The following is a 23,890-nucleotide window of genomic DNA, read 5'->3' as shown; positions in this document are numbered from 1 at the left end:
TACGAATTCGCCGCGTCGGGCGCGGCTTATCACTCCAGAAAATCGGCGCGGCGCGGCAACGGCCACGATCTGCGCGACCTCGACGTCGAGGTGCGGCGGAGACCCTGCGCGGTCTGATCCAGCCCAACAGCCGCATCCAGTTCAGCGAGACGATGCCGGGCGGCGAGGCCAATGCGATCTTCTATCTGGTTGGCAGCAAATATCGCAGCGGCAACACGACGGCATGGCTGAAGACCAAAAGCTATACCGTAAGCTACCCCGAATTGCTCGGCGTCGAGCGGGAGAGGGGCAAGCCCGCCTTCGCCCTCATGGGAGAGCCAGGCACCCGCAAATATGACGTGGCCTTTCAGGCCCGGCCTGACCCACACCGTCGCCGGCTGAACGCGTCGTTCCAGGGATTGTTTTTCGAGGAGTTCGAGCACTGCCTGCCGGCCAATGATCTTGTTGGCCAGTCGAGAAAGCGTCCGAGTATTTCGCGTCTTCCAGAATACCGAGGATCTCATCGCGACGTTTCTTCCTTCCTGTCGAAGGCGAGGTTGGCGATTGTCCGAACTAATGTCGGCCCAACCTCGACGGCTGGTGTCGCTGCCGTTACGACTATACGCTTGAACCCCCATAACGGTCATTTAGCTGTTGATCCCCGGCGGCCGCATGCCGCTCTCGGTCTGGTGCAATTGGAAACGCCGCAGATCCTCAGCCGTCGCGGTATCAGGCGAGCGGCCGATGAAGGCTGCAAACGCCTTCACGCAACGGATATAGTCTCGGCGCGTATCCTCGGTGAAGCCGCGCAGGGACATGTCTTCGATCATGCGCTCGCGAAGCGCGTTGCCGGATGGATGCGAAGGGACGGTCATCGGATGCTCCTCTCAAGCAGAAGGTTGACACTTCATGCTCGGAGGCCGATGGCCGTCCGTCACCCCTGATCGATTAAAGCCTCACCGACGCTGCCAACGAAGCTCACGCCTCAAACCCCGCGCCCCTCCCGCGAGCGGGTTCGTTCATTGGCGCAACCGCGACCTCCGGAGTCCTCGCTTGCGATGTCTGCTTTCAAGACGCGGCGAAGCTGATCTCTACGGCCGAGATCGGGCGCTTTCCAGACAGGCACAGCCTTGGCCGTAACCCGACTGTCGTCCGCAATCGAGAGCCATATGGCTAAAGTGGCCGTTCCTGTACCGACCTCTTTGTAGGCCTTCAGGTCCGCTTGCCATACGTGCCGACTCGTTCGGGTCGATCCGGAGCATCAATTGTGCCAGGCGTGAAAGGCAATCGGGAACCGGGCTGCGTCCGACGCCTTTTGTCGCCGAACTTATCCACCATATAAATCAAATCACGAAGCCGTAGGTTGGTGAGTCATGAAGCCACAGATTGGTGTCGTCACTCTTCCCCGGCCGCGGCGGCACCGCCGCGTTCGTTCCTTACGCCGCCAGCCGCCAGCCGCCTCAACGCCGCCAGCCCGAGCATCGGCCCGGGCACCAGCATCAGGAAAACATACTGCGGTCCGGCGGTTTCGATCAGCCAGGCAAGCAGCGCGATCGAAACAATCGTGATCGAGAAGCCGATGCAATTGGCGATCGTCAGCGCCGAGCCGACGAGCCTCGGCGGGGCGAAACGGGCGTTGAGCGTGGAGAATTGCGGCGAGTCGCCGGCAACGACCACGCCCCAGAACAACAGGAAGGCGAGGAACATCGGCAAGGGCGCCAGGAACGCCAGCGGCGAGACGAGGCAGCACAGGCCGGACGCCGACAGCTGCATATAGGCAACGCGCGCGCTGCCGATCCTCCGCGAGAGATAGCCGCCGACTATGCAGCCGAGAAAGCCGGTGGCGATCGCCGCGAAGCTCCACACTGAAACCGTCGCGCCGTCGCTGCCGAGGCGCGCCGCCAGCAGCACCGGCAGGAACGCATAGAACGCGTAGAGCTCCCACATATGGCCGAAATAGCCGAAGGCCGACGCCCGGAATTCGGCCGAGCGGAAGATCGTCGCGAATGCGGCCGGGTCAAACTTCGCGCCGGCTCTGAGGTGCGGCCCGTCCGGCACGAGAAAGAGCATCGCCAGACCGCCGGCGATCGATACCGCCGAGACCGACAGGATCACGCCCTGCCAAGGCAGATCGCCGCCCAGGCCGCGGATGAGATGGGGAAGTGCCGTTCCGAGCACCAGCGCCCCGACCAGCCAGCCGAGCGCGAGCCCGAGGTCGCGGTCGTACCAGCCCGAAGCGATCTTCATGCCTACGGGATACATGCCGGCGAGAAAGAAGCCGGTTGCGAACCGCGCCGCGAGCAGGGGCAGGAACTCGCCGCCGCTCGCCAGCGTCGCGGCATTGGCCGCCGCGCCGGCGAGCGTGGAAAGGAAGAAGATGATACGCGGCGAGTAGCGGTCGGCGATCGCCAGCCAGGCGAAGACCAGCGTGCCGGCGATGAAGCCGAGCTGCACGGCGATCGTGATGTCGCCGACGGCGGACCCCGGCAAGCCGGCGCTGCGCTGCAGGTCGGGCATAACCGCATTGCCGGCGAACCACAGCGATGTCGCGGCGAACTGCGAGATGACGATCGTCGGCAGGATGCGGGCAGGAACGGCGGGCAAGGCGGAATCCTCATCATAACGCTTTGAATGGTTCCTAGCACGCTGCGCCGCGCGGCAGCAGTGACAGGCCGCCGGCGGCTTGCCAGCCAGTCCTTGGCGGCCGCCCGTGGGGAAGAAATCCACGGCTTCTTGTCACCATTTGCTGCTCTCGCGCCTTGCGGGAGCGAACCGCGATATAATCAAAGCGACGCGGCAACGGACCGATGCGTCCAGGGGCCGGCGGAATGATCAAGATGAGGCGCGTTGCTGCTCGGCAGCCTAGGGCCGGAAGCAGGACGGGCCGGTTCTGATTTCCCGATCTGGCAAAGCAGACATTCATTTCCGCACAACCATTGTCGTGACCTGATCCGATGCGGACCCTGCTGTGCGACCGAGCGATCGTCGTCATGGGGTGGGAAGGAAGCCGCCGGAGCCGGAGATCGCGCCGGGGCACGCGCTAGGCGCGACGCCATGGGTGGTGAGGGGCAGGATGGTGGTGGGGTGAGACCCGTTGGCTTACGTGAAGAGGTGAGCCGAGATAGATCGCCGCGAAGGCCAGGGCTCATTGTGATGGTTCTCGCTCGACAGGCCTATTTGGAAAAATAGAGCGCCAGGTTCGTGCGGATTCGGTCGAGCACCGAAGCGCCGGAGAGATCCGGGACGAAGCGATGCCCGGTGATTTTCTCATAAGCTTCCTGGTAGACCGCGGAAGTCTGTTCGATAAGTTCCAGCGGTATTTCCGGAATCGGGTCTTTATAGGGATCGCAGCGCGCGGTGACCCAGGCGCGAACGAAATCCTTGTCGAAGCTTTTCGGCCGGTCGCCGGATTCGAAGCTCTTCTGATAGCTGTCGGCGATCCAAAAGCGGCTGCTGTCGGGCGTATGGATCTCGTCGGCGAGGATGATCGTGCCGTTCTTGTCAGTGCCGAACTCGTATTTGGTGTCAGCCAGGATCAGGCCACGTTCGGCAGCGCGCGCCTGGCCACGCGCGAACAATGCCAGAGCATAATCGAAGACGGTCTCCATCTGCCCCTTCGTCAACAGTCCTTGTTCAAGGATAGCCTGCGGCGAAAGCGGATCGTCATGACCGCCGTCGAATGCCTTGCTCGTCGGCGTCACGATGGCTTGCGGCAATCGCTCGTTGTCGCGCAGTCCGTCGGGCAAGGTGATGCCGTACATGTGACGTTCGCCATTGCGATATTTCGTCAGGATCGACGTGCTGGTGGTTCCCGCGAGATAGCCGCGGACGACGATCTCGACCGGCAGGATGTCGAGCCGCTTGCCAATGACCACGTTCGGGTCCGGATAGCTGACGACATGGTTCGGGCAGAGGTCGGCGGTTTCTTCGAACCAGTGGCGTGCCGTCTGTGTGAGAACCTGGCCCTTGTGCGGAATGGATGTCAGGATGACGTCGAAGGCACTCAGGCGGTCGGTGGCGATGATGATGCGATTGCCATCCTGGAGATCGTAGTTTTCACGAACCTTGCCTTTGTAGCGGTTTGGCAGTTCCGGAATAAAAGCATCTGAAAGAACGCGCAATTCGCTCACAGCATCGGGCCTTGAAGACGATGGTCGGATGCGAACGCTAAGAAGGCTGGAAGGTCGGGTCAAGCTTGATCGGACCACAAGCCGTGCGATGCTGTTCGACAAGCCGATAAATGATCGGCCCTTGATATAGTGTAAACCAATAGAGGTCCTCAGTACTTCCGGAGGATCGGACCAGAGGTGTGAAAGAAGAACGTCCATGACCGGCGACACTTTCTACCACGAAGGCAATCGCTCGCTGCAGGACCGCTTCGAGAGCCGGCGCATCGCTGACCGCCTGGCACAGATTGCGCGGACCGCCTTCAGCGGCGACGACAAGGCATTCATCGAGCACGCGATTTACTTCTTTCTTGCCACGGTCGACGCCGAGGGGCGGCCGGACTGCTCATTCAAGGGCGGCCCCGCCGGCTTCGTGCGCGTTACCGGGCCGTCGGAGCTGACCTTTCCGGATTATGACGGCAACGGCATGTTCAGGAGCCTCGGCAACCTCGCCGTCAATCCGGAGGTGGGCCTGTTGTTCATCGCCATGCACGGCACGCCGCGCCGACTGCGCGTTAACGGCACCGCCCGAATCGACCGAGATGATCTGCTGACAGGCAGGACCGTCGGCGCGCAGATGACGGTGCGGTCGCGGCGCGCGTCATCTTCCCCAACTGTCCGCGCTACATCCCGACGATGCAGCAAGCGAGCCGTCGCCCTTCACGCCCAAGCCGGGCTGCGATCCGATCGAACCTGCCTGGAAGGGCTTCGACGCCTTCAAGGACGACATCCATCCTCGTCAGCCGGCATGGAAAGGCTGACCGAAGGACACGGCGATCGTCCAACGCCATGAACCTAGTCGCTGCCGAACGTGCATCAAAGCCACCTGCTTGCATTCTCGGAGATCGGCATCGCATCGCGCTATCGTATCACCGTCTCGGTGGCATCGGATCACGGGATCAGGCCCTTGCTAGCCAGAAACGTGCGAACTGCTTTGCGAACCTGCTGCGCCTGTCCAACCAAAAGATGTCCACCCGTGTCGTAGACGACTAGCTTGGCGCCAGGGATCCTACCCGCTGCGAACTCAGCTGCCGGCAGCGTGTTGAACAGGTCGTCGCGTGCAGAGATGATTATTGTCGGAGCAGTGATTTCGTCCAACGGTAGCTCATGTAACTCGGGGCTGCTATCGATATTGATCCCGGGGAAGCGCAGCGACAACGGTTCAACGGTCCTGACGAAGCTCATGACGCGGTCCCGCTCCGCCTGAGGCGCAGCCGCTACCAGCTCTGGTCGAATGCCGAGGAAGCGAATGAGCACTGACGGTGCGATAGTCTCGGTGGCCCACCAGGCGAAATCGCCGCCGGCGTTGACTGCCCAGAATGCGAACTTGTTGCCGCGGCTCACGTCGATCGAGACCGGACTGGTGGGCGAATAAAGCGCTGGAACGATCAGAATGAGGGCGGCGACCTTGTCCGGGTGCCGGAGTGTCAACTCAACCGCAGAACGCGCGCCGGCCGAAACGCCGACGACCACCGCTTTGGGAACGTTCAGTTTGGAAAGCAACGCCGCGTGCGCATCGGCCTGCGCGACTGGAGAGGAGTCCTGCGGAATGGGCGTGCGCAGATAGCCGAAGCGCGACGGCGCGATGATCCGAAAGCCCCCACCCAGAAGATCGGCAGCAATGGCAAGGCCTTGGTCGAAGCCGCCGCCGGCGCCGTGGATCGACAGAAGCGGAATGCCCGCACCGCTGTCGGCGTATTCGATCGTGCCGATGTCGAGGCTGGCGACCAGACTGCCTCGGCTGGCGGCGTCGCGCATGCGGCCAAGCTCGTTCTTGTAAAGCAGGAAAGCCACACCGGCCGTGGTCGCTATGGCGATGAACATGGCCAGCAGGAAACGGCCAATTCGATTCATTTGCAAAAAGCTCCACAAAAGACAGGCGAATATTGACCTGTCTCACATGGAAGCAGGTTGATTTACCTCAATTCCCTTGAGCGACGGCATCGGCGGTGTGTCGGGATGCCGTTAAGGCCGTAGTGGGCGGCTATTTTCGCAGAGCATCTCGCTATCGGCGCCGAATGGCGGAGGAGTGGGATTTGAACCCACGGTGAACTTGCGCCCGCGCCGGTTTTCAAGACCGGTGCCTTAGCTAAAGCGCGTCGACTGAACGGATTCATGCGACGCGCTTTAGGTTATTGCTTTTATGCATGTCGTTGTCCGATGAGGGGACCTGGTCAGCGACAAAACAAGCAACGCGAATTCCGCTTCTTGAAGGCGGATGGCTGCGATAAAGTCCGCAGAGATCGACTTGCGCAGAAGCGGCTCGGCCATGCGTGGCCTCGCCGCTTACGTGGCGTAGACACCATGGCGCTCATTGATCCATCGACCGTGGTCTCCTGCATTCGCAGCGAATTGGCACGGGGGCGGATTGTGGTAGCGAATTTTAGCGATACCGCCAAAGCGGCTCTCTTCTATGTGATCGCCTTGTCGCTCGCCGGAACAATTGCGGCCACCACATCGACTTGGGGGGCTTCGACCCTACACGTTCTAATGCTAACTCCCGCCGCCGCCGTACTCGTCATGATGCTTCTGGTCACCGATGATGGACGGTACCGGGCTGCTTGGACTTCGCTCGATCTGCACAAGGCTGGCCTAAACGGTTGGCCCTTCGCGATCATGGTTCCCACACTGGTGCTCGGCGGCACATATGCTGTGACTTGGGTCAGCGGCCTTGCCGAGATACACGCTCCAGTCACCAACGGGCTACTGAAATTCTTCCTTGTGGCGTTGCTCGGTCTGGCGTTCAGTACGTTCTTCGCGATGGGCGAGGAAATCGGCTGGCGCGGATATATGCTACCTCGCCTCAAGACGCTCGGCGTCCTCAGGGCCATGCTTGTGGTCGGCTTCCTGCAGGGTGTGTGGCATCTGCCGATAATGCTCGCCACCCCGTGGTACCATTCCAGTGGTAGCAAATTCATTGTCGTGCCGCTGTTTCTGGTGACACTCACGCTTGCTGGCGTTCTGTTCGGCTACTTGAGATTCACAAGCGGCAGCGTGTGGCCATGCGCGATTGCTCATGCGGTCTACAATATTGCTTGGGATACCCTGACAGGAATCACAGCTGCTTCGTCGTCGCCGGAGACGCTCGAATATGTAGCCGGCGAAAGCGGAATTCTGCCGATCCTCGGGCTTTCGGTTGTAGCGGCATGGATTTGGATTGCTCGTCGCACCGCTGTCATTTCTGCGTCTGGTTACACCTCTGGTGAATCCACCGCTTCGGCAAAGAGTCGAAGGTAAAGCCGCACGCGTTGTGGACAACAGCGGACCGACACTCATGACCAGCCCGTCGCGTGTGTAAGGGGTTTAGGCTCGCGCCTTCGAAGGACCGCGTTGGGTGGCCGGATTGCGACCTTCGCTGCACCAACGCAAATGTCAGGAGTTGGCGCAACCTCGACCTCCAACTTCGCTGTCGGCGACAGTCTGCTTTCAGGCAGTGGCAAGGGCACCTGAACGGCCGGCATGCGGCTTCCTCCTTCGACGGTTTGTCAACGCGGACCGCCAATGCTGCCAGCGGCAAACGTTGCGCTGCGGCCCGCTGCGGCGCGATGATCGATTTGGGCTTCGCGCGACTGTCGAAACCGACTCTATGGCAAAAATGCCGCCTGCCGCGCAGTGAGCGGGGCGGTTCCATTAGGCTTCGAGCGGCGGTCGTCATGGGGCGGCACTCTACCCCTCTGCGGCGGTTCGAGCCCTGCCGGTCAGGACGAGCTCCGCCTCCACAACTCACGGCTTCGCCGGCCCGGCATGCATAATGTCGTCGTTTTCGGGACCGTCGACTTTGAGGAAGCCGACCAGCCCGCGTTCGGCGCGCGAAAGCGCATGGTCGACCAGCGTGTAGCGGCTGGCGCGGTCGATCTTGAAGTCGACTATCGTGGCACCACCCGGCGGCACCGAGACCGTCTGCACACCGGTGAGCGGCGGGGCCGTCACGCTACCGAGCGGATAGACGTGATCGAAAATCTCCCCGATGACATGGAAGGAGGAGGTGAAGTTGGGACCTCCGACGCCGAAGAAAATGCGCACTGTCTCCCCGACGCTGGCATAGAGCGGGTGGGCGCGCGTCAGCGAGCCGACCGAGCCGTTGAACAGGAAATATTCGGGCCTCTCGCCGACCAGCTTTTCGTAATCCATCTCCTGATCGCCCGGCGTACCGAACGGCTCGACGGTGTAGATCTCACCCTGCATCACGTAGAACTCGCGGTCGACCTGCGGCAGCCCGCCTTCCGGCTCGACAAGCAGCAACCCGTACATGCCGTTGGTGATGTGGTTCGGCACGCTGGGTGTCGCACAGTGATAGACGAAGATGCCTGGCACCAATGCCTTGAAGGTGACGACCGTCTCCGTGCCGGGATCGGTCTGCGTGAACTCGGCGCCGCCACCGGGGCCTGTCGCGCCATGGAAGTCCACGGAATGGATCATCAGGCTGTCTTCGCGGTTCTTTAGATGCACCTCGACGGTGTCGCCAACGCGTACGCGCACGAAGGGGCCGGGCACCTTGCCGTTGAAAGTCCAGTAGGTATAGACCGTCTTGTCGTCCAACTGCCCTTTGAGTTCGATCGTCTCCATGTCGACGCGCACGACCTGCGGCTGGCGCGGGCCGATCGGCGGTGGCAGGTCGGCGGGATCGCGCGTCACATCGGCCGCCGTCGATTCCATCTCGCCGCGGCTGCCCAGCATCACTCGAAGCAGACCCTCCATTCCGGCCTGACGATGCCCCGGGATCGAGCAGAAATAGTCGAACTCCCCAACCTTGCTGGCGACGAACGAGAAAGTCGAGCTGGCGTTCTTGCCGCTGACGATCGCTGAGCGCGCGGCGTACTGGTCGACGACGACGTCATGCTGAGCACCCTCGCCGTTGATGAGATTCACCTGAACCGTCTCGCCTTCGTGCACGATCAGCGTGGGATTGATCTGGCGGTCTATGTCGCCGCCGACGCCGATAAAGACCATGCGCCCTTCGGCTATGCCCGTGCGCAAGGTGAAGGTGGTCGGCGCATGCGAGCTCATCGGCATGGCCGCCGGAGAAGCCTGGGTGCCCGCAGAGGGTTTCGTCGGCTGATCCGCCTGTGCAACGGGCGATGGCGTATCGGCCGCGACATCGGTGGACATCATCACGTGCTTATGTTGCTGCGCGAAGGCGCGCGGCCCGCAGATGACGCCAAACGCGATGATGGCGATGAGAAGCCCGACATGACCAATTTTCATAAGCTTCCCCTCTCGCCGATCGGCATTGAATAGGCCGACATCCGCCGGATGAGCGGCTCGTCAGTGCAAGATTGAACCAGCATTTCTTCGAATCGTCTGAATCCAGCTACCCGCGCTTACGCTTCCTAGAAGCTAACCTTACGGAGGGGCCAGCGCCATTGCCCTTTGGGGAAATGGCAGCCCCGGCAGTCCCTGGAGGACGAAACCCGCAGCTCGCATGCTCCACCTTTGGATCCGGCGGCCACGAACTCCCGTTCAGGCTCTGAAAGAGCCATCCTGATCATCGGCGAAAATCAGGAACAGGTCTGCGTTCGGGCAGAAGTTTTCCAAGTTTGCCGCCGCAGTTCCTGCCTCGAGCTCCCGGAAACACCGCCTCTTCGAACGACACTGCCCGCAGGTTATCTCCGCGTCGCGCAGCACCCTGGGGTAGTCTTGCTCCAAACTCCCGGCGGTTGATGTGGAATGCTTGCATCATTCGGTCGACGCGCAGGTCCGGCTGGGTGCCGCTCGCTCCCAGCGGCTGAAACGCGTTCGTCCAAACATCGAGATCATCCCGCTCCGTCCGCCCAACCGGCGCAGGACCGTATGAAGGAACGTCCCTGTGATGAGCCTCTGGGCATCGACGATGATGCCGCCTCTCGCGTACAGCTTGGAAGAATTCGGTAGTCCGTGACATCGCTTCCTCCTCCCGCGAGGCCTGAACAAGCCTGAGGAAAATCGCCCGTATGTCAGCGCCTGTGTCGGCGAAGTTGTGCGGTGCCATGCTGAAAATAACAGCTTATGGTACGGCGGGCTTGACCTGAATCAAACTCTCTGCCGGCATTGGGTAGGAGCTTGCGGCCTTCAAGGTGAGTTTCCGGGGTGCTGCGGCCCTCCTCATTGGCCCGGCTCCAGATGGGCTCAGATTGTCCCGGCGGCACCATGAACGCTCCGCTCCGAGCCGTTCCTGCCTCTGCACCGACTCTCAGGTTGGATGTCGCACTTCCGCCCGTCTGGAGACATCCGAGCTGCCCCTCGGAATGACGGGTTCGGGCCGGTTACGGACGGGCAGGTTTTGGGCGGCCCGATGTGCGAAGCAGTCGTTCGTTCACAGAGCTGACCGCGCCAGGAAGGCTCGGAAGACGAAACTGAGCGCGCTCATTGCGCTTCCCGGAAGCGGACGCTTGTTCAGCCGCTCGTTACAACTAGAACTTGCTACCCGTCCGACCGTTGGAAGAAGTCTCGTAGGCCCTTTCCTACCTCAACCCCCTCCTCGACGGCAGCGGCAACGCCGCCAGACACATCCTGCGGCGGGGGCTTGCGCTCGCGGCGAGCGGAGGCGATCCAGCCACCGGGCAGCCTAACCTGGACCATTAGGTCGACGCGCTCTGGCCCCTTCTCGCGGTCAAGGCCGCGCTGAGGAAACTGAGGACCGGGTTCGTTGGCTCAGCTCAACAACCCGATTTTCCGAGGAGCCGAGCTAGTGCGGGCGTTCTTCGGACCGGCCCAGGTTGTGAAGCAGCGGCGAACTCGATAGGCTCGGCGATTGCGGAAACCTGTCGCTGCCCGATTAGTCTAGGCGCGCGGCGCGTCGTCTTCGCCCTCGACCATCAGCTTTCCGATCAATTCGCGAACCCAGCGCTGCCCGGCATGGCCGTGACAACGCTCGTGCCAGATCAAGCCGATATCGAACCGCTCGCTCAGCCAGGGCAGATCGATGATCATCAGCCTTTCCGATTGGGCACGAAACAGCCGCCTGGGTACGAGAGCGACAAGATCGCTGCTGGAAACAATTTCGGGAATGAACAAGAACGAGCCCGCTGACATGACGACATTGCGCCGATAACCGAGAACTCCCAAGGCCTCGTCAACTGGTGTCTCGAAATTGCCGCCTCGCCGTGAGACGACGATATGTTCCAGCCTGACATAGTTCTCGATCGTCAGACCAGGCTTCAGATCCGGGTGGCCTTGCCTGCCGATGAGGACATATGTTTCCTCGTAAAGATGACATGCACGTAGATGCGGCATCGCGGGATCGGGTGTGGCGATCACCAAATCGATATCGCCGTTCGCCAACTGCTGTTCCATGAGGGCGGGGGACAGGTGCCAAACCGCCACGCGCACGCCTGGTGCTATCCGCCGGAGCGCCAAGACGAGCGGCATCACAACGGCTGCCTGGACATAATCCGAGCAAGCGATCGACACAGCGAGTTGCGCCGTTTCGGGATCGAAGTCCCTGTGGGACTGCAGTGTCGAGCGCACCCGATCCAACGCCTCGCGCAATTGTGGGGCAAGTTCTGTTGCCTTGGCGGTCGGGGTCATTCCGCGCTGGGCAGGAAGAAGCAACGGATCGTCGAACAAATCCCGCAGCCGCGCGAGTTGCGCACTGACTGCCGGCTGGCTGAGATGCAGCTTCGCCGCCGCCTTGGTGACGTTCCGTTCGGCGAGCAGCACTTCGAGCGTTGCCAGAAGGTTGAGGTCGATGCGGCTGGTATCCACCACATTTATTTCCGAATAAAATATAATCGATTTCAGATATGGCTGAAAAGCCTTCATCCTGCAAGCCTCGACGCGGGAGCTTCACCAATCCCTCCCGCGGGAGGCAAGGATGATCATCGTCAGTTTTCTTTATCCCAATACTGAGCGGGCACGCTTCGATGCCGCCTATTATGTCGAGAAACATGTGCCCTTGGCCCTGGGCCTGCTTGGCGACGCCGTCAGAGGGGTGATCGTCGAAACCGGCCTTGGCGGCGCACAGCCGGGTGCCCCCGCGCCCTACATCGCCGCGTTTCACGCGCTGTTCGAGTCGCCGGACAGCTTCCAAAAAGCATTCCACGCGCACGCGGCCGAAATTCAGGGCGACGTACCGAACTACACCGACATCGCGCCGGTCGTTCAGCTCGGGAATGTGAGCGTCGCGACGTTGATGGCCGACGCAAAGATCATCTCCAACTTCACCAACGCGCTGGCCCATACCGAGCTTGATGATCCGGTGAAGCCGCTGGCTTGGGTACATCCCAGCGAGGGCTGAAGCGCCCCCCCCCCACACTCCACGATAGAGACCAGAGAAGCATGATGAAGAAGAATATCCTTATTGTATCTGCGCACCCCGAACCAACCTCGCTCACCCGGCAGTTGGTCGATGTTACTGTCGAGACGCTTGGCGCCGCCGGACACGAGATCGTGCAATCCGAACTTTACGGTATGAAGTGGAAAGCAGTGTTCGACGCCGACGACTTTCCCGTCCGCACCAATCCCGACCGGCTGTCGTTCATCATGGAATCGGGCCATGCCTATGCGACCGGCAACCAGACGCCGGATGTTGTCGCCGAACAGGCCAAACTCCTTGCCGCGGACGCGGTCATCCTGCAGTTCCCGCTGTGGTGGTACGGCGTGCCCGCGATCCTGAAGGGCTGGATCGAACGCGTCTATGCCTTTGGTTTCGCTTATGGCTACCAGAACGGCACCAACGAGTTTCGCTTCGGGGACGGCATCCTGAAGGGCAAGCGCGCGCTGGTAAATGTTCAGGCCGGTGGACCTGTGGCGGACTATGGCCCGCGCGGGATCAACGCGCCGATTGAGCAGCTGCTCTTTCCGCTGACCCACGGCGCGCTCTTCTATCCGGGCATGGATGTGCTGCCCACGCACGCTGTCTACAGCGCCGGCCATGTCTCCACCGCCGAAGAGGTCGAGGCGATCAAGGCGGGCTGGCGCGCGCGACTCGCCGGGCTGTTCACCGACGCGCCAATCCCGTTCCGTGCGCAGAACGGAGGCGATTTCCCCGATCGCCACACCATGGCGGATGACGTCGCGCCGGGCCAGACCGGCATCGTCGCGCATGTCACCGAAAGGGTGGTCGAGACGGTTGACGCGTGAGGCACGACGATCATGAAGCCTGCGCTGATCGCGCTGGCCGCCGGAGCATTTGCCATTGGCACGACTGAGTTCGTGATCATTGGCCTGGTTCCCGGGATCGCGCGCGATCTCGGGACAACGCTCCCGGCGGCTGGTCTGCTCGTTTCCGGCTACGCCCTCGCCGTGACCATCGGTGCCCCCACGGTCACGGCGTTAGTCGGGCATCTGCCGCGCCGGCCGCTAGCGGTTGGATTGATGCTGCTGTTCGCGCTCGGCAATCTCTTGAGCGGCTTCGCGTCCGGCTATGGCGCGATGCTGGCGGGACGCATCATCACTGGCGTGGCGCACGGCGTCTTTTTCTCCATCGGCGCCACAATCGCGATGTCGTTGGTGGAACGGTCACGCGGGGCCCGTGCCGTCGCACTGATGTTCGCCGGCCTCACCGTCGCCATGGTGGTTGGCGTTCCGTCAGGAACATTCATCGGCCAGCGACTTGATTGGCGCGCGCCCTTCTTTGTCATCGCCGGGCTGGGCGCGCTGGCGGCGACGTTTCTGCACATTTTGCTGCCGCGCCAGATTTCCTTTGAGCCGTCGGCGGGCTTGCTCTCTCAGTTCAGGCTGTTGCAACAACCCAAGTTGCTCACGCTCTATGCCATCGCGGCGCTAGGATACGGCGGATCGTTCGCGGTCTTCACCTTTCTGTCGCCGCTCATGACCACAGTCACGCATGTGTCCGAGACGAGCGTGAGCCTGGCGCTGATGGTATTCGGCGCCGCCGCGGTGGTGGGCAATCTGGTCGGCGGACAATTGGGGGACGCGCTCGGGACGCGGCGTGGCCTCGCCTTTGCGCTCATCGGCCTTCTATTGGCGCTTGCGGCGCTGCCTTATACTGCGCCGCACGCCGGCGTGATGTTCGTCAATATCTTCTTCTGGTCGGTCTTCTGCTTCTGCACCGGACCGATCGTACAGGCAGGCGTGATTGCTGTGGCGGAGAAAGAGGCACCCGATGCGGTCGCCACCGCTTCAGGGTTTAACATCGCCGCCTTCAATCTAGGCATTGCTGGCGCTTCGGCTTTGGGCGGAGTGATCCTCGCCGGGCCGGGCGTGATGGTGACGCCGTTTGCAGCTATCGCCGCCGCCGCAACCGCTCTCGCCATCACCCCATTCGTTGGTGCTGTCGGCATGGCTGAAAGCGCGCCTGCTCTTCTGCCGATCAAGGGAAAGGAAATCGTATGAAAGCTTGGGTAGTCCGCGCGCCCGGTGGGTTCGACCGCCTGGAAATCGTCGAGCGCGATGATCCCGGCGTCCCTGCCCCGGGTGAGATCCGTGTCGCGATCCACGCGACCTCGCTCAATTTCCACGATCTGCTCGTTGCCAATGGCGGCATTCCGGCCGCCGACGGCCGCGTGCTGATGGCTGACGGTGCGGGTGTCGTCGAGGCGGTCGGCTTGGGTGTCACCGAATTCGCGCCCGGCGATCACGCTGTGTCGACCTTCTTCCCGCACTGGCCGGCAGGCGCGCCGTTCGATGCGGTCGGGAATTTCGCGGGCACACCGGGTGACGGCATCGACGGTATGGCAACAACCCATGTCGTGCGCGCCGCCACCGCCTTCACCCGTGCGCCAGCCGGGTGGAGCCATGCCGAGGCGGCGACGATCACTACGGCAGGTCTCACCGCGTGGCGCGCGCTCGTCGTCGACGGCGGGCTGCGCGCGGGCGCGACAGTGCTGATCATGGGCACCGGTGGCGTCTCGATCGCCGCGCTTCAGATCGCCAAAGCGATGGGCGCGACGGTGATCGCTACCTCGTCCTCGGGCGCGAAGCGCGAACGCCTCACAGCGCTCGGTGCCGATCATACCCTCGACTACCGCGAGATGCCCGAATGGGGCGCCGCGGTGCGTGATCTGACCGGCGGTCTCGGCGTCGATCATGTCGTCGAGATCGGCGGGCCGGGCACGCTGCCGCAATCGATCGCGGCGGTGCGCGTCGGCGGGCATATCGCGCTCATCGGTGTCCTCACCGGGCGCGAGGGGCAGGTGCCGACAATGGAGCTGATGCGCAAGCAGGCGCGGCTCCAGGGGCTGATCGTCGGCAGCCGGCGCGATCAGCAGGATTATGTGACGGCGCTGGAGGTGACCGGCATCCGCCCGGTCATCGACAGGAGCTTTGCCTTCGAAGAGCTGGCCGACGCCTTTCGCTACCAACTAAGCGGCGCGCATTTCGGCAAGATATGCGCCGAATGGTAGGCGGAGACTGATCCATGATTCGGCTCGGGCTCGCGAACGCGGCGACGATCGAGGCTCTGGCGTGGATCGCACGGCGGCGCATGCCGGCGATCGCATGCGGCTATCTCGAAAGCGACCGGCGCCGAGCTGGCGCTCGCGCGCAACCGCGCCGCGCTCGACGCGATCACGCTCGCACCGCGCTACATGCGCGATACCAGCGGCCGCTCGACCGCGCCGCACTGTTCGGCGGCGATTATAACCTGCCGATCGGCATCTCGCCCGTTGGTCTTGTCAACGCGCTGTGGCCCGGCGCTGATAACATGCTGGCGGCGGCGGCGCGGGCAGCGAACGTTCCCTATGGCCTGTCGACCGTGGGCACGACGAGCATCGAAGCGAGCGGCGCTAACGCCGCGTGCAGATTCCTCGAGCCGCGAGCGGCAGCGATGCTGCGCCCTCGTTCGCGATCGTCTCCTTCATCAATTCGGGGTCGTCTACCGCATCCGCTGTGACGTTCGCGACCAGCGCATTCGCTCTAATGATGACGACCCGCTACGACTGATGACTAGGCAGGCGCAAACCGCATCCAAAGCGCTGTTCACTGACTACCTAAACGACGACTGCTTCCAGGAACGCACATAATCCGACTGAACGGCCGATTATTGGGCGCATAGCCGTCTGGCATGGGAGCGGCCCAGCTTCAGCTCAGACGGGCCGCTCCAGCGTCAGATTTCAGTTCGCTCGGCAAGGATTAAGGCGTCTTCGATATCGACACCGAGATAACGAACGGTGTTCTCGATCTTCGTATGACCCAGCAGGATCTGGATCGCGCGAAGATTGCCCGTGGCCTTGTAGATCATTGATGCTTTCGTGCGGCGCAGCGAGTGCGTGCCGTATTCAGCACGGCGGAGGCCAACGGCATCGACCCACTCGTCGACCAGCCGCGCGTATTGTCTCGTGCTGAGATGGCCCGCATGATCGACGCGGCTTGGAAAAGCATAATCGTGTTTTGTCCCGCCGCGGCGCTCAAGCCAGGCGAGCAGGCTCGCCCTGACATCGGTCGTCAGCTCGAACTGCACTGGCTTTCCAGTTTTCTGCTGGATCACGATCGCACGGGTTCTGATATCGGCTCCTGACACAACGTCACCAATCTTGATCTTAACCAGATCGCAACCGCGCAACTTACTGTCGATTGCCAGATCAAACAGGGCCCGATCACGAAGGCGACCTTCTCGATCAAGGAAGAAGCGGACGGCCCAGATCTGCTTCTGCGTCAGCGGTCGCTTTGTGCCCACCGTCTTACCCGCGTTCCAAGCAGGCCGGCACTGTGCGGCAGGATCATAATGTGAGTGTCCCATTGTTTCTCTCCACGGCCGTAATTGGCCGCGAAGTGAACGCGAAGGGAGAGGCTGGCTGACGCTCGGCAGCTAACGACCCATTCCCGGCCGTTAGATAAATCGGCGTGGCGTCCCGAAACCGGCCGTTCCGGCAACTCGCAGCAGTCCCGTTTCTCCATGTCCGACGGACCATTTCGGGAAAACGCAAACGGGAACAGGTTTCGGGAAAACGGCCCAACCCGGAGGCACCGGACGACCAATTCTGCCGTGCCTGTCCCGCTGGGCCTTCCCAATCGGGAAAGCCCTCGCACTGGTATCTCAGTATTGTGGTTTCGACCGTGTAACCCAGAACAGGAAGGCGGCGGGGAGAGCTGCGGTGATAGCGAAATGGCACGTACTGGCTTCCGGCGACCAGCGGCTCGTCCACAGGCTGCGGTCAAAGGCTATTCCGCCAACGGCGTTCACCAGCCCATGCAGCCTGATGCAGGGGATCAGGCTGCCACGGCCGGTCAGCCATAGCCCGCGCCGATGCGGTCGTGACGACGCAGGGCATTGAAGCCCTGCGCCGCCAGCGCCACGCACCGCGCTTCGGAAACGGAGATCTCCACCTTCAGGAGCGCGCTCCCGACACCGTCGCGATAAAGGCGCGCAGGTCGGCCAGCATCAGTTCCGGCTCTTCCAGCGCGGCGAAATGGCCGCCCCGCGGCATGTCGGTCCAATGCACGATGTTGTAGGTCTTCTCCGCGAACGAGCGCGGCGGCGGCAAGAACACCGGATCGGGGAAGGCCGCAACGCCGGTCGGCACCTGGATGCGGGTGCCGGCCGGAAGCATCAGCGACTTCTCAAGCCGGCTGCCGTAGTAGATCCAGGTTGCAGTCACGAACGATGCCGGCGCGATGTAGAGCATGATGTTGGTGAGGAGTTCCTCCTCGGAAAACTTGCTCCATATGTCCGGGGCGCCATCGGCGGTTGTCGGAAGATCGGCCCACTTGCCGAACTTTTCGAGTATCCAGCCCGCCGCTCCGACCGGGCTGTCGGCCATCGCGACGCCAAGCGTCTGCGGACGGGTTTCCTGCTCGTGAAAGTAGGCCCTCTCCCAATCGGCAATCGCGGCCCGCTTGGCGGCGAAGGACTTCTCCTCGTCGGTCGTCGGAGCGGCATCCTCCGCGCGCACGGTCATCATGTTAATATGGATGCCGAGCAGAGCGTCCGGTCGATCATGCGCTGCCCAGGCCGCGATGCCGTGGCCCCAATCGCCCCCTTGAACGAAATACCGCGCGTCGCCGAACAGTTGGATCATCAGCCCATGCACGAGCGCAGCAGCCCGCCGCGGGCCGATCGGGCGCGTGATCGGATTGGAGAACGCGAAGCCAGGAAGCGAGGGGACGACAACATCGTGCCCGTCCGCTGCGAGCGGCTCCAACAGCCGCTCGAACTCGAGATACGAGCCCGGCCAGCCGTGGAGAAGCAGGACGGGCGGCTTGGAGCCGTCGCCTTTCACATGAACGAAGTGGAGGTGCTCGCCTTCCACGTCGGCCGTGAAGTTGGGCAGCGCGTTGAGGCGCCGTTCGACCGCACGCCAGTCATAGCTGTCCCGCCAATAAGCGGCGAGTCGCTTGAGGTCATCAACCCCGACCCCCGCCGACCAGCCTCCCGCATCCGGCAGCTGGCTCCAGTCATAAGCCTCGACCTTGGCTCTGATCGTGGCGAGCCGTTCGTCAGGGACGTTTATTGTGTAGGGTGAAATCATGATGTTCTCCGCTTAAGCTGGGATGCGGTTCCAGGAAGAGGGTGTCCACGAATCCGATATTGTCGATCGATGTTCTGAGAGCCGAAGACTACTCGGCATTACTGCTCGGTACGTCGCCGAGGTTGAAATCGAACCTTCTGCCTGTTGTTATCCAACGAATGGATACCAGAAACCTCGATCTCGGCCTCCTCGTCACGCTCGAAGCCCTACTGGCAGAAGGGAACGTCACGCGTGCCGCCCGGCGCTTGAACCTGAGCCAACCCGCCTTGTCGGCCCGGCTGGCGCGGCTTCGCGATCAACTCGGCGATCCCCTCCTCATTCCGGCACGGCGTGGGATGGTCCTGACCCAGCGCGCCGTCGAGCTTCGGCAACCGTTGCATGACGCGCTGGAGGGTGTCCGCAGGGTTGTGGCAGATGGAGTGCCGTCCGACCCGGCAACCATGGAGGCCACCCTGGTGATCGCCGCGAGCGACTATATGCAGTATGCGCTGCTCACCCGCTTCTCGGTCGCGCTCAGGACCGAGGCACCCAAGGTCCGCATCGCCTGGCGTGCCCTCGACGTGCTGGCGCGCTCCTCTCAGTTGGAGCGCGGCGAGGTTGACCTGGTCCTGGCATCTCCGGACCATGCACCGGCAGCCATGCGTCAACGCCAGCTCTTTCGTGAGGATTACGCGGTGATCGCCCGGCAGGGACACCCGGCCGTGCAAGGCCGTCTCAGCCTAGATGTGTTCTGCGCTTTGGAGCACGTTGTCGTGTCTCCCAAGGGCGGCGGGTTCTCAGGGCCTGCCGATGCAGCACTTGAGGCCGTCTGCCGCCGCCGCACAGTAGCCCTGTCCACGTCGGGCTTTCTGATCGTGCCAGAGGTCGTGTCGCGGTCCGACATGATCGCTTTGATCCCACGGCGGATCGCCGATGGTTGGTCGGATCAGGTGCAGGTGGTGGAACCCCCACTCACCATCCCTGGCTTTACTATCGCGAGTGTCTGGCACGACCGGACCACCAACCATCCGGCAAAACGCTGGCTGCGTGAACGGCTGACGATGTTGGCCGCCGAAGGGTAATACCGACTGAACTGAAGGCTGCGCACCACGTTTCCCGAAACGCCATCGTTTTCGAGACAACTGCCGGGGTAGCGAGCGGCAGCTATTCGCTGCGAGGCTCCTGATAGCCGCCTGGCAGAAAAGTCCCCAATGTCGGTCGTTCCCGCCGCCAATCAGTGCCGGATGAACGAATGGCAGGTTTCAGGATCGGCCGGGGTCAGGCTGAACGGCTGAGATGCGGCGCAAAGCGGTCATACGTGACTCACCTATTGCTTTGAACCTTCGCCACGACGAAACCGGCTGAGAATGTGCGTACCTCGGTCGGCGTCTGTGATGCCGTGTGAGGAATGGCTCAAGGGACGTGGTGAGTTGATCGCTGTCGGCGCCGGCACTGCACGCTCGCATTCGAGGTAGGACTAGAATACGCTCGCCGCCCGGAGCTTCGACCTACGGAAGAGGCAGGACACAAGCATGGAGCGACGCCTCACCGCAATTCTTGCTGCCGACGTCGTCGGCTACAGCCGCCTCATGGGAGCCGACGATGTTGGCACGCTTGCGCATCTGAAGAGGCTTCGCGCCGAACTGATCGAGCCCAAGATCACAGAGTCGCACGGACGCATCGTCGGTTCCGCTGGCGACAGCCTTCTTGTCGAATTCGCCAGCGCAGTCCACGCGGTGCAGTGTGCGGTCGAAGCCCAGGAGGGATTGGCCGCTCACAATGCAAGTTTGCCCGAAGACAAGCGCATGACCTTCCGCATGGGCGTGAATTTGGGCGACGTGATTGCACAGGACGATACGATCTACGGTGATGGCGTGAACATCGCCGCGCGGCTCGAGAAGCTTGCAGAACCTGGCGGCGTCTGCGTCGCGAGCAACGTCTACGAGCAGGTCAAAGGCAAACTAGACTATGCCTACACCGACCTCGGTAGCCATCAGGTCCACAACATCGTGGAGGCGGTGCGCGCCTATCGGGTCAGTCGAGCGAATCCCACTTCGGTATTCTCCACAAGGGATACGCTGACGCTTCCCGAAAAACCGTCCATCGCGGTCTTGCCATTCGACAACATGAGTGGCGACCCCGAGCAGGGCTACTTCGCTGACGGCATGGTTGAGGAGATCATCACCGCGCTGTCCCGGACGCACTGGCTGTTCGTCATCGCGCGCAACTCGAGCTTTACCTACAAGGGACGGGCAGTGGACATTAAGCAGGTCGGACGCGAGCTTGGTGTGCGCTACGTGCTTGAAGGGAGCGTGCGCAAGGCGGCGAGCAGGGTTCGCATCACCGGGCAGCTTATCGACGCGACAACGGGAGCACATCTATGGGCCGACCGTTTCGACGGCGGGCTGGAGGACGTTTTTGACCTGCAGGAGGAAGTGACCCGGAGCGTCGTCGGAGCGATCGCTCCGAAGCTGGAACAGGCAGAGATCGAGCGGGCCAAGCGCAAGCCGACCGAGCACCTTGACGCTTACGACTACTATCTGCGCGGGATAGCAAGCCTCCACCAGTTGACCAGGGAATCCACCGCAAACGCCCTTCAGCTGTTTTACAAAGCCATCGAACTCGACCCTGAATTCGCCTCGGCATACGGCATGGCCGCCTGGTGTGCCGTCATACGCAAGGCGAACGGCTGGATGACGGATCGCAAGCAGGAAACCGCCGAAACCGAGCGCCTGGCTCTGAAGGCCGTGGATTTGGGCAGGGATGACGCGATCGCTCTTTCCCGCGGCGGGACCGCGCTCGCCTACGTCGTGGGCGACAACAATAGCGGGGCAGCGTTCATTGATCGCGCGCTTGCGCTCAATCCGAACCTGGCTACCGCGTGGCTATTCAGCGGCTGGGTCAGAGCCGACCTCGGCGATACGGAAACCTCACTCCGGCACCTGGCGACCGCGATACGCATGAGCCCAGTCGACCCGCTCATGTTCGACATGCAGAATGCGGTTGCAGTGGCTCATCTCTTCGCTGGTCGATTTGAGGAGGCATCATCTTGGGCTGAAAGGTCGTTGCGGGAAAAGCCGGACTTTTTGGGGTCGTTGCGCTTTGCGGCTGCAAGCTATGCTCACGCCGGCCGAACCGAGGACGCGCAAAAGGTGGTGAGCCGAATTCTCGCCCTCGATCCTGGCCAACGAATTTCCAATCTCGCCGACGTCGTTTCAGCCGTCCCAGCCCATATGGCTCTGCTTGCAGAAGGTTTGCGAAAGGCGGGGCTGCCGGAATAACGCTGCCAGGCTGGCGCATCGATCGTGAGTTGGGAACGCACCGAGATCGCAAAGACCGCACAACGGGTGGCGTCGGCCCGGCATAAATCGCCATAGGGCGCCGTACAAGCGATCCCGCATCATATCAGGGGTGGGTCACTGATCCCCAACCGACCTCTACGGCCGAGATGAGGCGCAAAGCCGACATTTCTTTCGCGCGCGACTTTCGAATACCCCTCAAAATGAGTGGACGGACTCGGAGCAGCGAGCATATAGAATTCCCACCTGTCGCCCCGGCCGTGTAACTAACTGCGTAACAAAACAAACAAAAAGCTGAATATTTTCAATGTTATAAGCCCATGATCGAAAGACGCGTGGTCCGCTAAGCCACCGTCATACCCATTAGGCTTGGAGCAACTCTCGAGAGGGCCGGGGCGCCCAAGGGGCCTCGACTCCGCGCTTGTTAGGCCTTGTCGACGTCGAGGATCGGCATGCCGTAAATAGGGTTGCTCTTGTCCGCCATGCGCAGGGTTTTAGGTGACAAGCGACTACCGAGAAGCGCGACCGTGTACAGTCGCAAACTATCGCGAGCAGCGTCGCCGAATCGCCAGGGAAGGCAGCATCAAGTTCGACCCGGAGATGAAGAAGAACGGAGCCATCGCCGCGTCGGCGATGTCCGTGGGTATGGACGGATCAATTCATGCGCAATATGGATGGGGATGTGATCTGGCGCGGCCCTCCATTTTCGCCGCGTCGCCAAGGCAGTCGATGAAGACGTTGGTTCAATGACGCTGCGCCGAACGGGTTGGCCTTTCGATTTGCTGCCCCACTCGCAAAAGTGTCGATATCGGAGGATTTGGTCATGAGCGACAACAGGCCAGACGTTACCAAAGATTGGCAAGCGACGCAGGGCCAGAAGTCTTCCGCGAAGCGGCTGCGCTTTTTCGCCGTGCTTTGCTGGATCGTCGCTATTGGCGGTGAGATCGCCGGGATCTACCTGCTCTACCAGCACAAATTCGACCACGGTAACATGCCGCTGCTGATTGGCTTGCTGGTCGGGATCGCCATTTTCGCAATCGCCGGCAACTTGCTTTGGAAGGCGGCCAATAGGCACGATCCGGCCCGCGCATCCGACACGGCCAGATTCTTCTTCCAAAATCAGCTCGGCGCGATCATCACGTTGATTGCCTTCCTCCCGCTGGTTTTCCTGATCTTGACCGATAAGAACATGGATCCGCAGACCAAGAAGGTTGCCGGCGGTGTGGGCGCAGCGCTTGCCGTGCTCGCGACGCTGATCGGGGTCAGCTACCAACCCCCGTCGGTCGAGCAATACACACAGGACATGAACGCGTGCGCGACCCAGATTAAGACGGGGCAGCCGACCACAGCCTGTTCGCCCGACGTCGCCGCCCAGGCGCAAGAGATCGCCACGGACTCCGCCGCGGTGACGGCCGCTACTAAGGACGCGGAACACCCCGCCGGTCAGGATGTTGTCTACTGGATCGCGCCGGAGAACGGCGCCAAAAAGTCAGCGGAGCCGCATGTTTTTCACCTCTGCGCAGCCGTGAGTCCGCTGAAAGACAAGACCGTGAACAGCGGCTCCGTGACCGAAGCCTATGCGCAGAACGCCATCCGCATTACAAAGCAGGTTGAGATGGAACAGAAACAGTGTGGCTTCACGGTTCCGCAATAGACCTGCCCGCGTTCTGTTGCGCCCAGCACGGTAGAGCCGCTATCTGGCCTCCTTAGCGCAGTCAGCGCCTCGGGCATAATCGTGCCCGTTACCTTCAAAGAGTAGTCTGACTGCATGCGCGTAGCCCGGCCCTCAGCTCCGGATTCATCTCGCCGCTATAGTAGCCGAACGAAAGCGCAAGGCGCCCTTTCGACTGAGCCGAATAACCTGTTAGGGTGAAAGCGGTCCTCTACCATTCTTCCGGTTCTAAGCGGTCGCCTGCACTCAACCATTGGCGGCAGCCGATGGAACGACCCAGAGTACCCGCGGCGTCAATGTCAGCTTTCAGGACGCGCGCTAGGATGCCGCAGCGGCCGATCTTCTGCAGGCTTATGAGGCGCGCATTGCCGCGCTCGAACGGCTAGTCGGCAAGCAGGCTCTGGAACTGGAGTTTCTAAAGGGGGCTCTGCATGCAGGACCGCGGCA

The 23,890-nt window shown here is 62.0% G+C and carries 19 protein-coding genes and 1 pseudogene; 11 read left to right on the top strand and 9 right to left on the bottom strand.

Annotated features, from left to right (window positions below; all coding sequences use genetic code 11):
- Nucleotides 1-29: 29 nt before the first annotated feature.
- The 4 genes from EN859_RS38415 to EN859_RS32845 all read right to left on the bottom strand — a co-directional run bounded on the left by EN859_RS38415 (nucleotide 30) and on the right by EN859_RS32845 (nucleotide 4,100).
- Nucleotides 30-626, bottom strand: coding sequence for a hypothetical protein (locus EN859_RS38415; RefSeq protein WP_189502392.1), 597 nt, complete (start codon nucleotides 624-626; stop codon nucleotides 30-32).
- Complete coding sequence (locus tag EN859_RS32855) at nucleotides 627-854, bottom strand: phage integrase N-terminal SAM-like domain-containing protein (RefSeq protein ID WP_245525829.1); 228 nt, start codon at nucleotides 852-854, stop codon at nucleotides 627-629. It lies immediately after the preceding gene.
- 520 nt (nucleotides 855-1,374) lie between these two features.
- Nucleotides 1,375-2,583, bottom strand: coding sequence for an MFS transporter (locus EN859_RS32850; RefSeq protein ID WP_127856749.1), 1,209 nt, complete (start codon nucleotides 2,581-2,583; stop codon nucleotides 1,375-1,377).
- Between the two features lie 569 nt (nucleotides 2,584-3,152).
- Entirely contained in the window at nucleotides 3,153-4,100 is a 948-nt protein-coding gene (locus EN859_RS32845; protein WP_127856763.1) for a phosphoribosylaminoimidazolesuccinocarboxamide synthase, read from the bottom strand.
- 205 nt (nucleotides 4,101-4,305) lie between these two features.
- On the opposite strand from EN859_RS32845, the gene EN859_RS32840 reads away from it, so the two are divergent.
- A complete protein-coding gene (locus EN859_RS32840; protein WP_127856750.1) occupies nucleotides 4,306-4,938 on the top strand; it encodes a pyridoxamine 5'-phosphate oxidase family protein in 633 nt (210 codons plus the stop codon).
- A 98-nt stretch (nucleotides 4,939-5,036) separates the two neighbouring features.
- Here EN859_RS32840 and EN859_RS32835 read toward each other — a convergent pair whose 3' ends face one another.
- Complete coding sequence (locus tag EN859_RS32835; RefSeq protein WP_127856751.1) at nucleotides 5,037-5,999, bottom strand: alpha/beta hydrolase; 963 nt, start codon at nucleotides 5,997-5,999, stop codon at nucleotides 5,037-5,039.
- Between the two features lie 450 nt (nucleotides 6,000-6,449).
- Between EN859_RS32835 and EN859_RS32830 the strand changes: the two genes are divergently transcribed.
- A complete protein-coding gene (locus tag EN859_RS32830; protein ID WP_189502389.1) occupies nucleotides 6,450-7,382 on the top strand; it encodes a CPBP family intramembrane glutamic endopeptidase in 933 nt (310 codons plus the stop codon).
- Nucleotides 7,383-7,868: 486 nt separating this feature from the next.
- Here EN859_RS32830 and nirK read toward each other — a convergent pair whose 3' ends face one another.
- Together nirK and EN859_RS32820 are read right to left on the bottom strand one after the other, a co-directional pair.
- Nucleotides 7,869-9,350 (bottom strand): copper-containing nitrite reductase, encoded by a 1,482-nt coding sequence (nirK, locus tag EN859_RS32825; protein WP_127856753.1) that lies wholly within the window; start codon nucleotides 9,348-9,350, stop codon nucleotides 7,869-7,871.
- 1,554 nt (nucleotides 9,351-10,904) lie between these two features.
- On the bottom strand, nucleotides 10,905-11,831 hold the full coding sequence (locus EN859_RS32820) for a LysR family transcriptional regulator (protein WP_348632959.1): 927 nt from the start codon (nucleotides 11,829-11,831) through the stop codon (nucleotides 10,905-10,907).
- A 106-nt stretch (nucleotides 11,832-11,937) separates the two neighbouring features.
- On the opposite strand from EN859_RS32820, the gene EN859_RS32815 reads away from it, so the two are divergent.
- Genes EN859_RS32815 through EN859_RS32795 form a run of 5 tightly spaced genes read left to right on the top strand, consistent with a single transcriptional unit; the run spans nucleotide 11,938 to nucleotide 15,918 of the window.
- Nucleotides 11,938-12,360, top strand: a complete 423-nt coding sequence (locus tag EN859_RS32815) for an EthD family reductase (protein ID WP_127856754.1) — start codon at nucleotides 11,938-11,940, stop codon at nucleotides 12,358-12,360.
- Nucleotides 12,361-12,401: 41 nt separating this feature from the next.
- On the top strand, nucleotides 12,402-13,205 hold the full coding sequence (locus EN859_RS32810; RefSeq protein WP_245525828.1) for an NAD(P)H-dependent oxidoreductase: 804 nt from the start codon (nucleotides 12,402-12,404) through the stop codon (nucleotides 13,203-13,205).
- Between the two features lie 12 nt (nucleotides 13,206-13,217).
- Nucleotides 13,218-14,420, top strand: coding sequence for an MFS transporter (locus EN859_RS32805; RefSeq protein WP_127856755.1), 1,203 nt, complete (start codon nucleotides 13,218-13,220; stop codon nucleotides 14,418-14,420).
- Complete coding sequence (locus EN859_RS32800; RefSeq protein ID WP_127856756.1) at nucleotides 14,417-15,430, top strand: NAD(P)-dependent alcohol dehydrogenase; 1,014 nt, start codon at nucleotides 14,417-14,419, stop codon at nucleotides 15,428-15,430. The genes EN859_RS32805 and EN859_RS32800 overlap by 4 nt, the downstream gene beginning before the upstream one ends.
- A gap of 14 nt (nucleotides 15,431-15,444) precedes the next feature.
- Nucleotides 15,445-15,918 (top strand): alpha-hydroxy-acid oxidizing protein, encoded by a 474-nt coding sequence (locus EN859_RS32795; protein WP_127856757.1) that lies wholly within the window; start codon nucleotides 15,445-15,447, stop codon nucleotides 15,916-15,918.
- Between the two features lie 213 nt (nucleotides 15,919-16,131).
- On the opposite strand, the gene EN859_RS32790 is transcribed toward EN859_RS32795, so the two are convergent.
- Together EN859_RS32790 and EN859_RS32785 are read right to left on the bottom strand one after the other, a co-directional pair.
- Nucleotides 16,132-16,764 (bottom strand): tyrosine-type recombinase/integrase, encoded by a 633-nt coding sequence (locus tag EN859_RS32790; RefSeq protein WP_127856758.1) that lies wholly within the window; start codon nucleotides 16,762-16,764, stop codon nucleotides 16,132-16,134.
- 589 nt (nucleotides 16,765-17,353) lie between these two features.
- A complete protein-coding gene (locus EN859_RS32785; protein WP_127856759.1) occupies nucleotides 17,354-18,493 on the bottom strand; it encodes an epoxide hydrolase family protein in 1,140 nt (379 codons plus the stop codon).
- Between the two features lie 59 nt (nucleotides 18,494-18,552).
- On the opposite strand from EN859_RS32785, the gene EN859_RS32780 reads away from it, so the two are divergent.
- From EN859_RS32780 to EN859_RS39875, 4 genes and pseudogenes are all read left to right on the top strand, one after another.
- A complete protein-coding gene (locus EN859_RS32780) occupies nucleotides 18,553-19,554 on the top strand; it encodes a LysR family transcriptional regulator (RefSeq protein ID WP_245525827.1) in 1,002 nt (333 codons plus the stop codon).
- 450 nt (nucleotides 19,555-20,004) lie between these two features.
- A complete protein-coding gene (locus EN859_RS32775) occupies nucleotides 20,005-21,753 on the top strand; it encodes an adenylate/guanylate cyclase domain-containing protein (RefSeq protein WP_127856760.1) in 1,749 nt (582 codons plus the stop codon).
- Between the two features lie 841 nt (nucleotides 21,754-22,594).
- On the top strand, nucleotides 22,595-23,425 hold the full coding sequence (locus tag EN859_RS32765; RefSeq protein ID WP_127856761.1) for a hypothetical protein: 831 nt from the start codon (nucleotides 22,595-22,597) through the stop codon (nucleotides 23,423-23,425).
- A gap of 340 nt (nucleotides 23,426-23,765) precedes the next feature.
- Nucleotides 23,766-23,890, top strand: a pseudogene (locus EN859_RS39875) (helix-turn-helix domain-containing protein); the annotation flags it as partial.

It is taken from the genome of Mesorhizobium sp. M00.F.Ca.ET.216.01.1.1, assembly GCF_004010325.2.
In the GTDB taxonomy this organism is placed as follows: Bacteria; Pseudomonadota; Alphaproteobacteria; order Rhizobiales; family Rhizobiaceae; genus Mesorhizobium.
Note: the sequence above shows the minus strand (reverse complement) of the source record. Positions and strands in the feature narration are given on the sequence as shown.

Bases quoted from the DNA above. Each gene is read 5' to 3' on its own strand.
- EN859_RS38415 (WP_189502392.1), bottom strand. From the start codon at position 626: ATGACCGTTATGGGGGTTCAAGCGTATAGTCGTAACGGCAGCGACACC.
- EN859_RS32855 (WP_245525829.1), bottom strand. From the start codon at position 854: ATGACCGTCCCTTCGCATCCATCCGGCAACGCGCTTCGCGAGCGCATG.
- EN859_RS32840 (WP_127856750.1), top strand. From the start codon at position 4,306: ATGACCGGCGACACTTTCTACCACGAAGGCAATCGCTCGCTGCAGGAC.
- EN859_RS32835 (WP_127856751.1), bottom strand. From the start codon at position 5,999: ATGAATCGAATTGGCCGTTTCCTGCTGGCCATGTTCATCGCCATAGCG.
- EN859_RS32830 (WP_189502389.1), top strand. From the start codon at position 6,450: ATGGCGCTCATTGATCCATCGACCGTGGTCTCCTGCATTCGCAGCGAA.
- nirK (WP_127856753.1), bottom strand. From the start codon at position 9,350: ATGAAAATTGGTCATGTCGGGCTTCTCATCGCCATCATCGCGTTTGGC.
- EN859_RS32815 (WP_127856754.1), top strand. From the start codon at position 11,938: ATGATCATCGTCAGTTTTCTTTATCCCAATACTGAGCGGGCACGCTTC.
- EN859_RS32810 (WP_245525828.1), top strand. From the start codon at position 12,402: ATGATGAAGAAGAATATCCTTATTGTATCTGCGCACCCCGAACCAACC.
- EN859_RS32805 (WP_127856755.1), top strand. From the start codon at position 13,218: ATGAAGCCTGCGCTGATCGCGCTGGCCGCCGGAGCATTTGCCATTGGC.
- EN859_RS32800 (WP_127856756.1), top strand. From the start codon at position 14,417: ATGAAAGCTTGGGTAGTCCGCGCGCCCGGTGGGTTCGACCGCCTGGAA.
- EN859_RS32795 (WP_127856757.1), top strand. From the start codon at position 15,445: ATGATTCGGCTCGGGCTCGCGAACGCGGCGACGATCGAGGCTCTGGCG.
- EN859_RS32790 (WP_127856758.1), bottom strand. From the start codon at position 16,764: ATGGGACACTCACATTATGATCCTGCCGCACAGTGCCGGCCTGCTTGG.
- EN859_RS32785 (WP_127856759.1), bottom strand. From the start codon at position 18,493: ATGATTTCACCCTACACAATAAACGTCCCTGACGAACGGCTCGCCACG.
- EN859_RS32775 (WP_127856760.1), top strand. From the start codon at position 20,005: ATGGAGCGACGCCTCACCGCAATTCTTGCTGCCGACGTCGTCGGCTAC.
- EN859_RS32765 (WP_127856761.1), top strand. From the start codon at position 22,595: ATGAGCGACAACAGGCCAGACGTTACCAAAGATTGGCAAGCGACGCAG.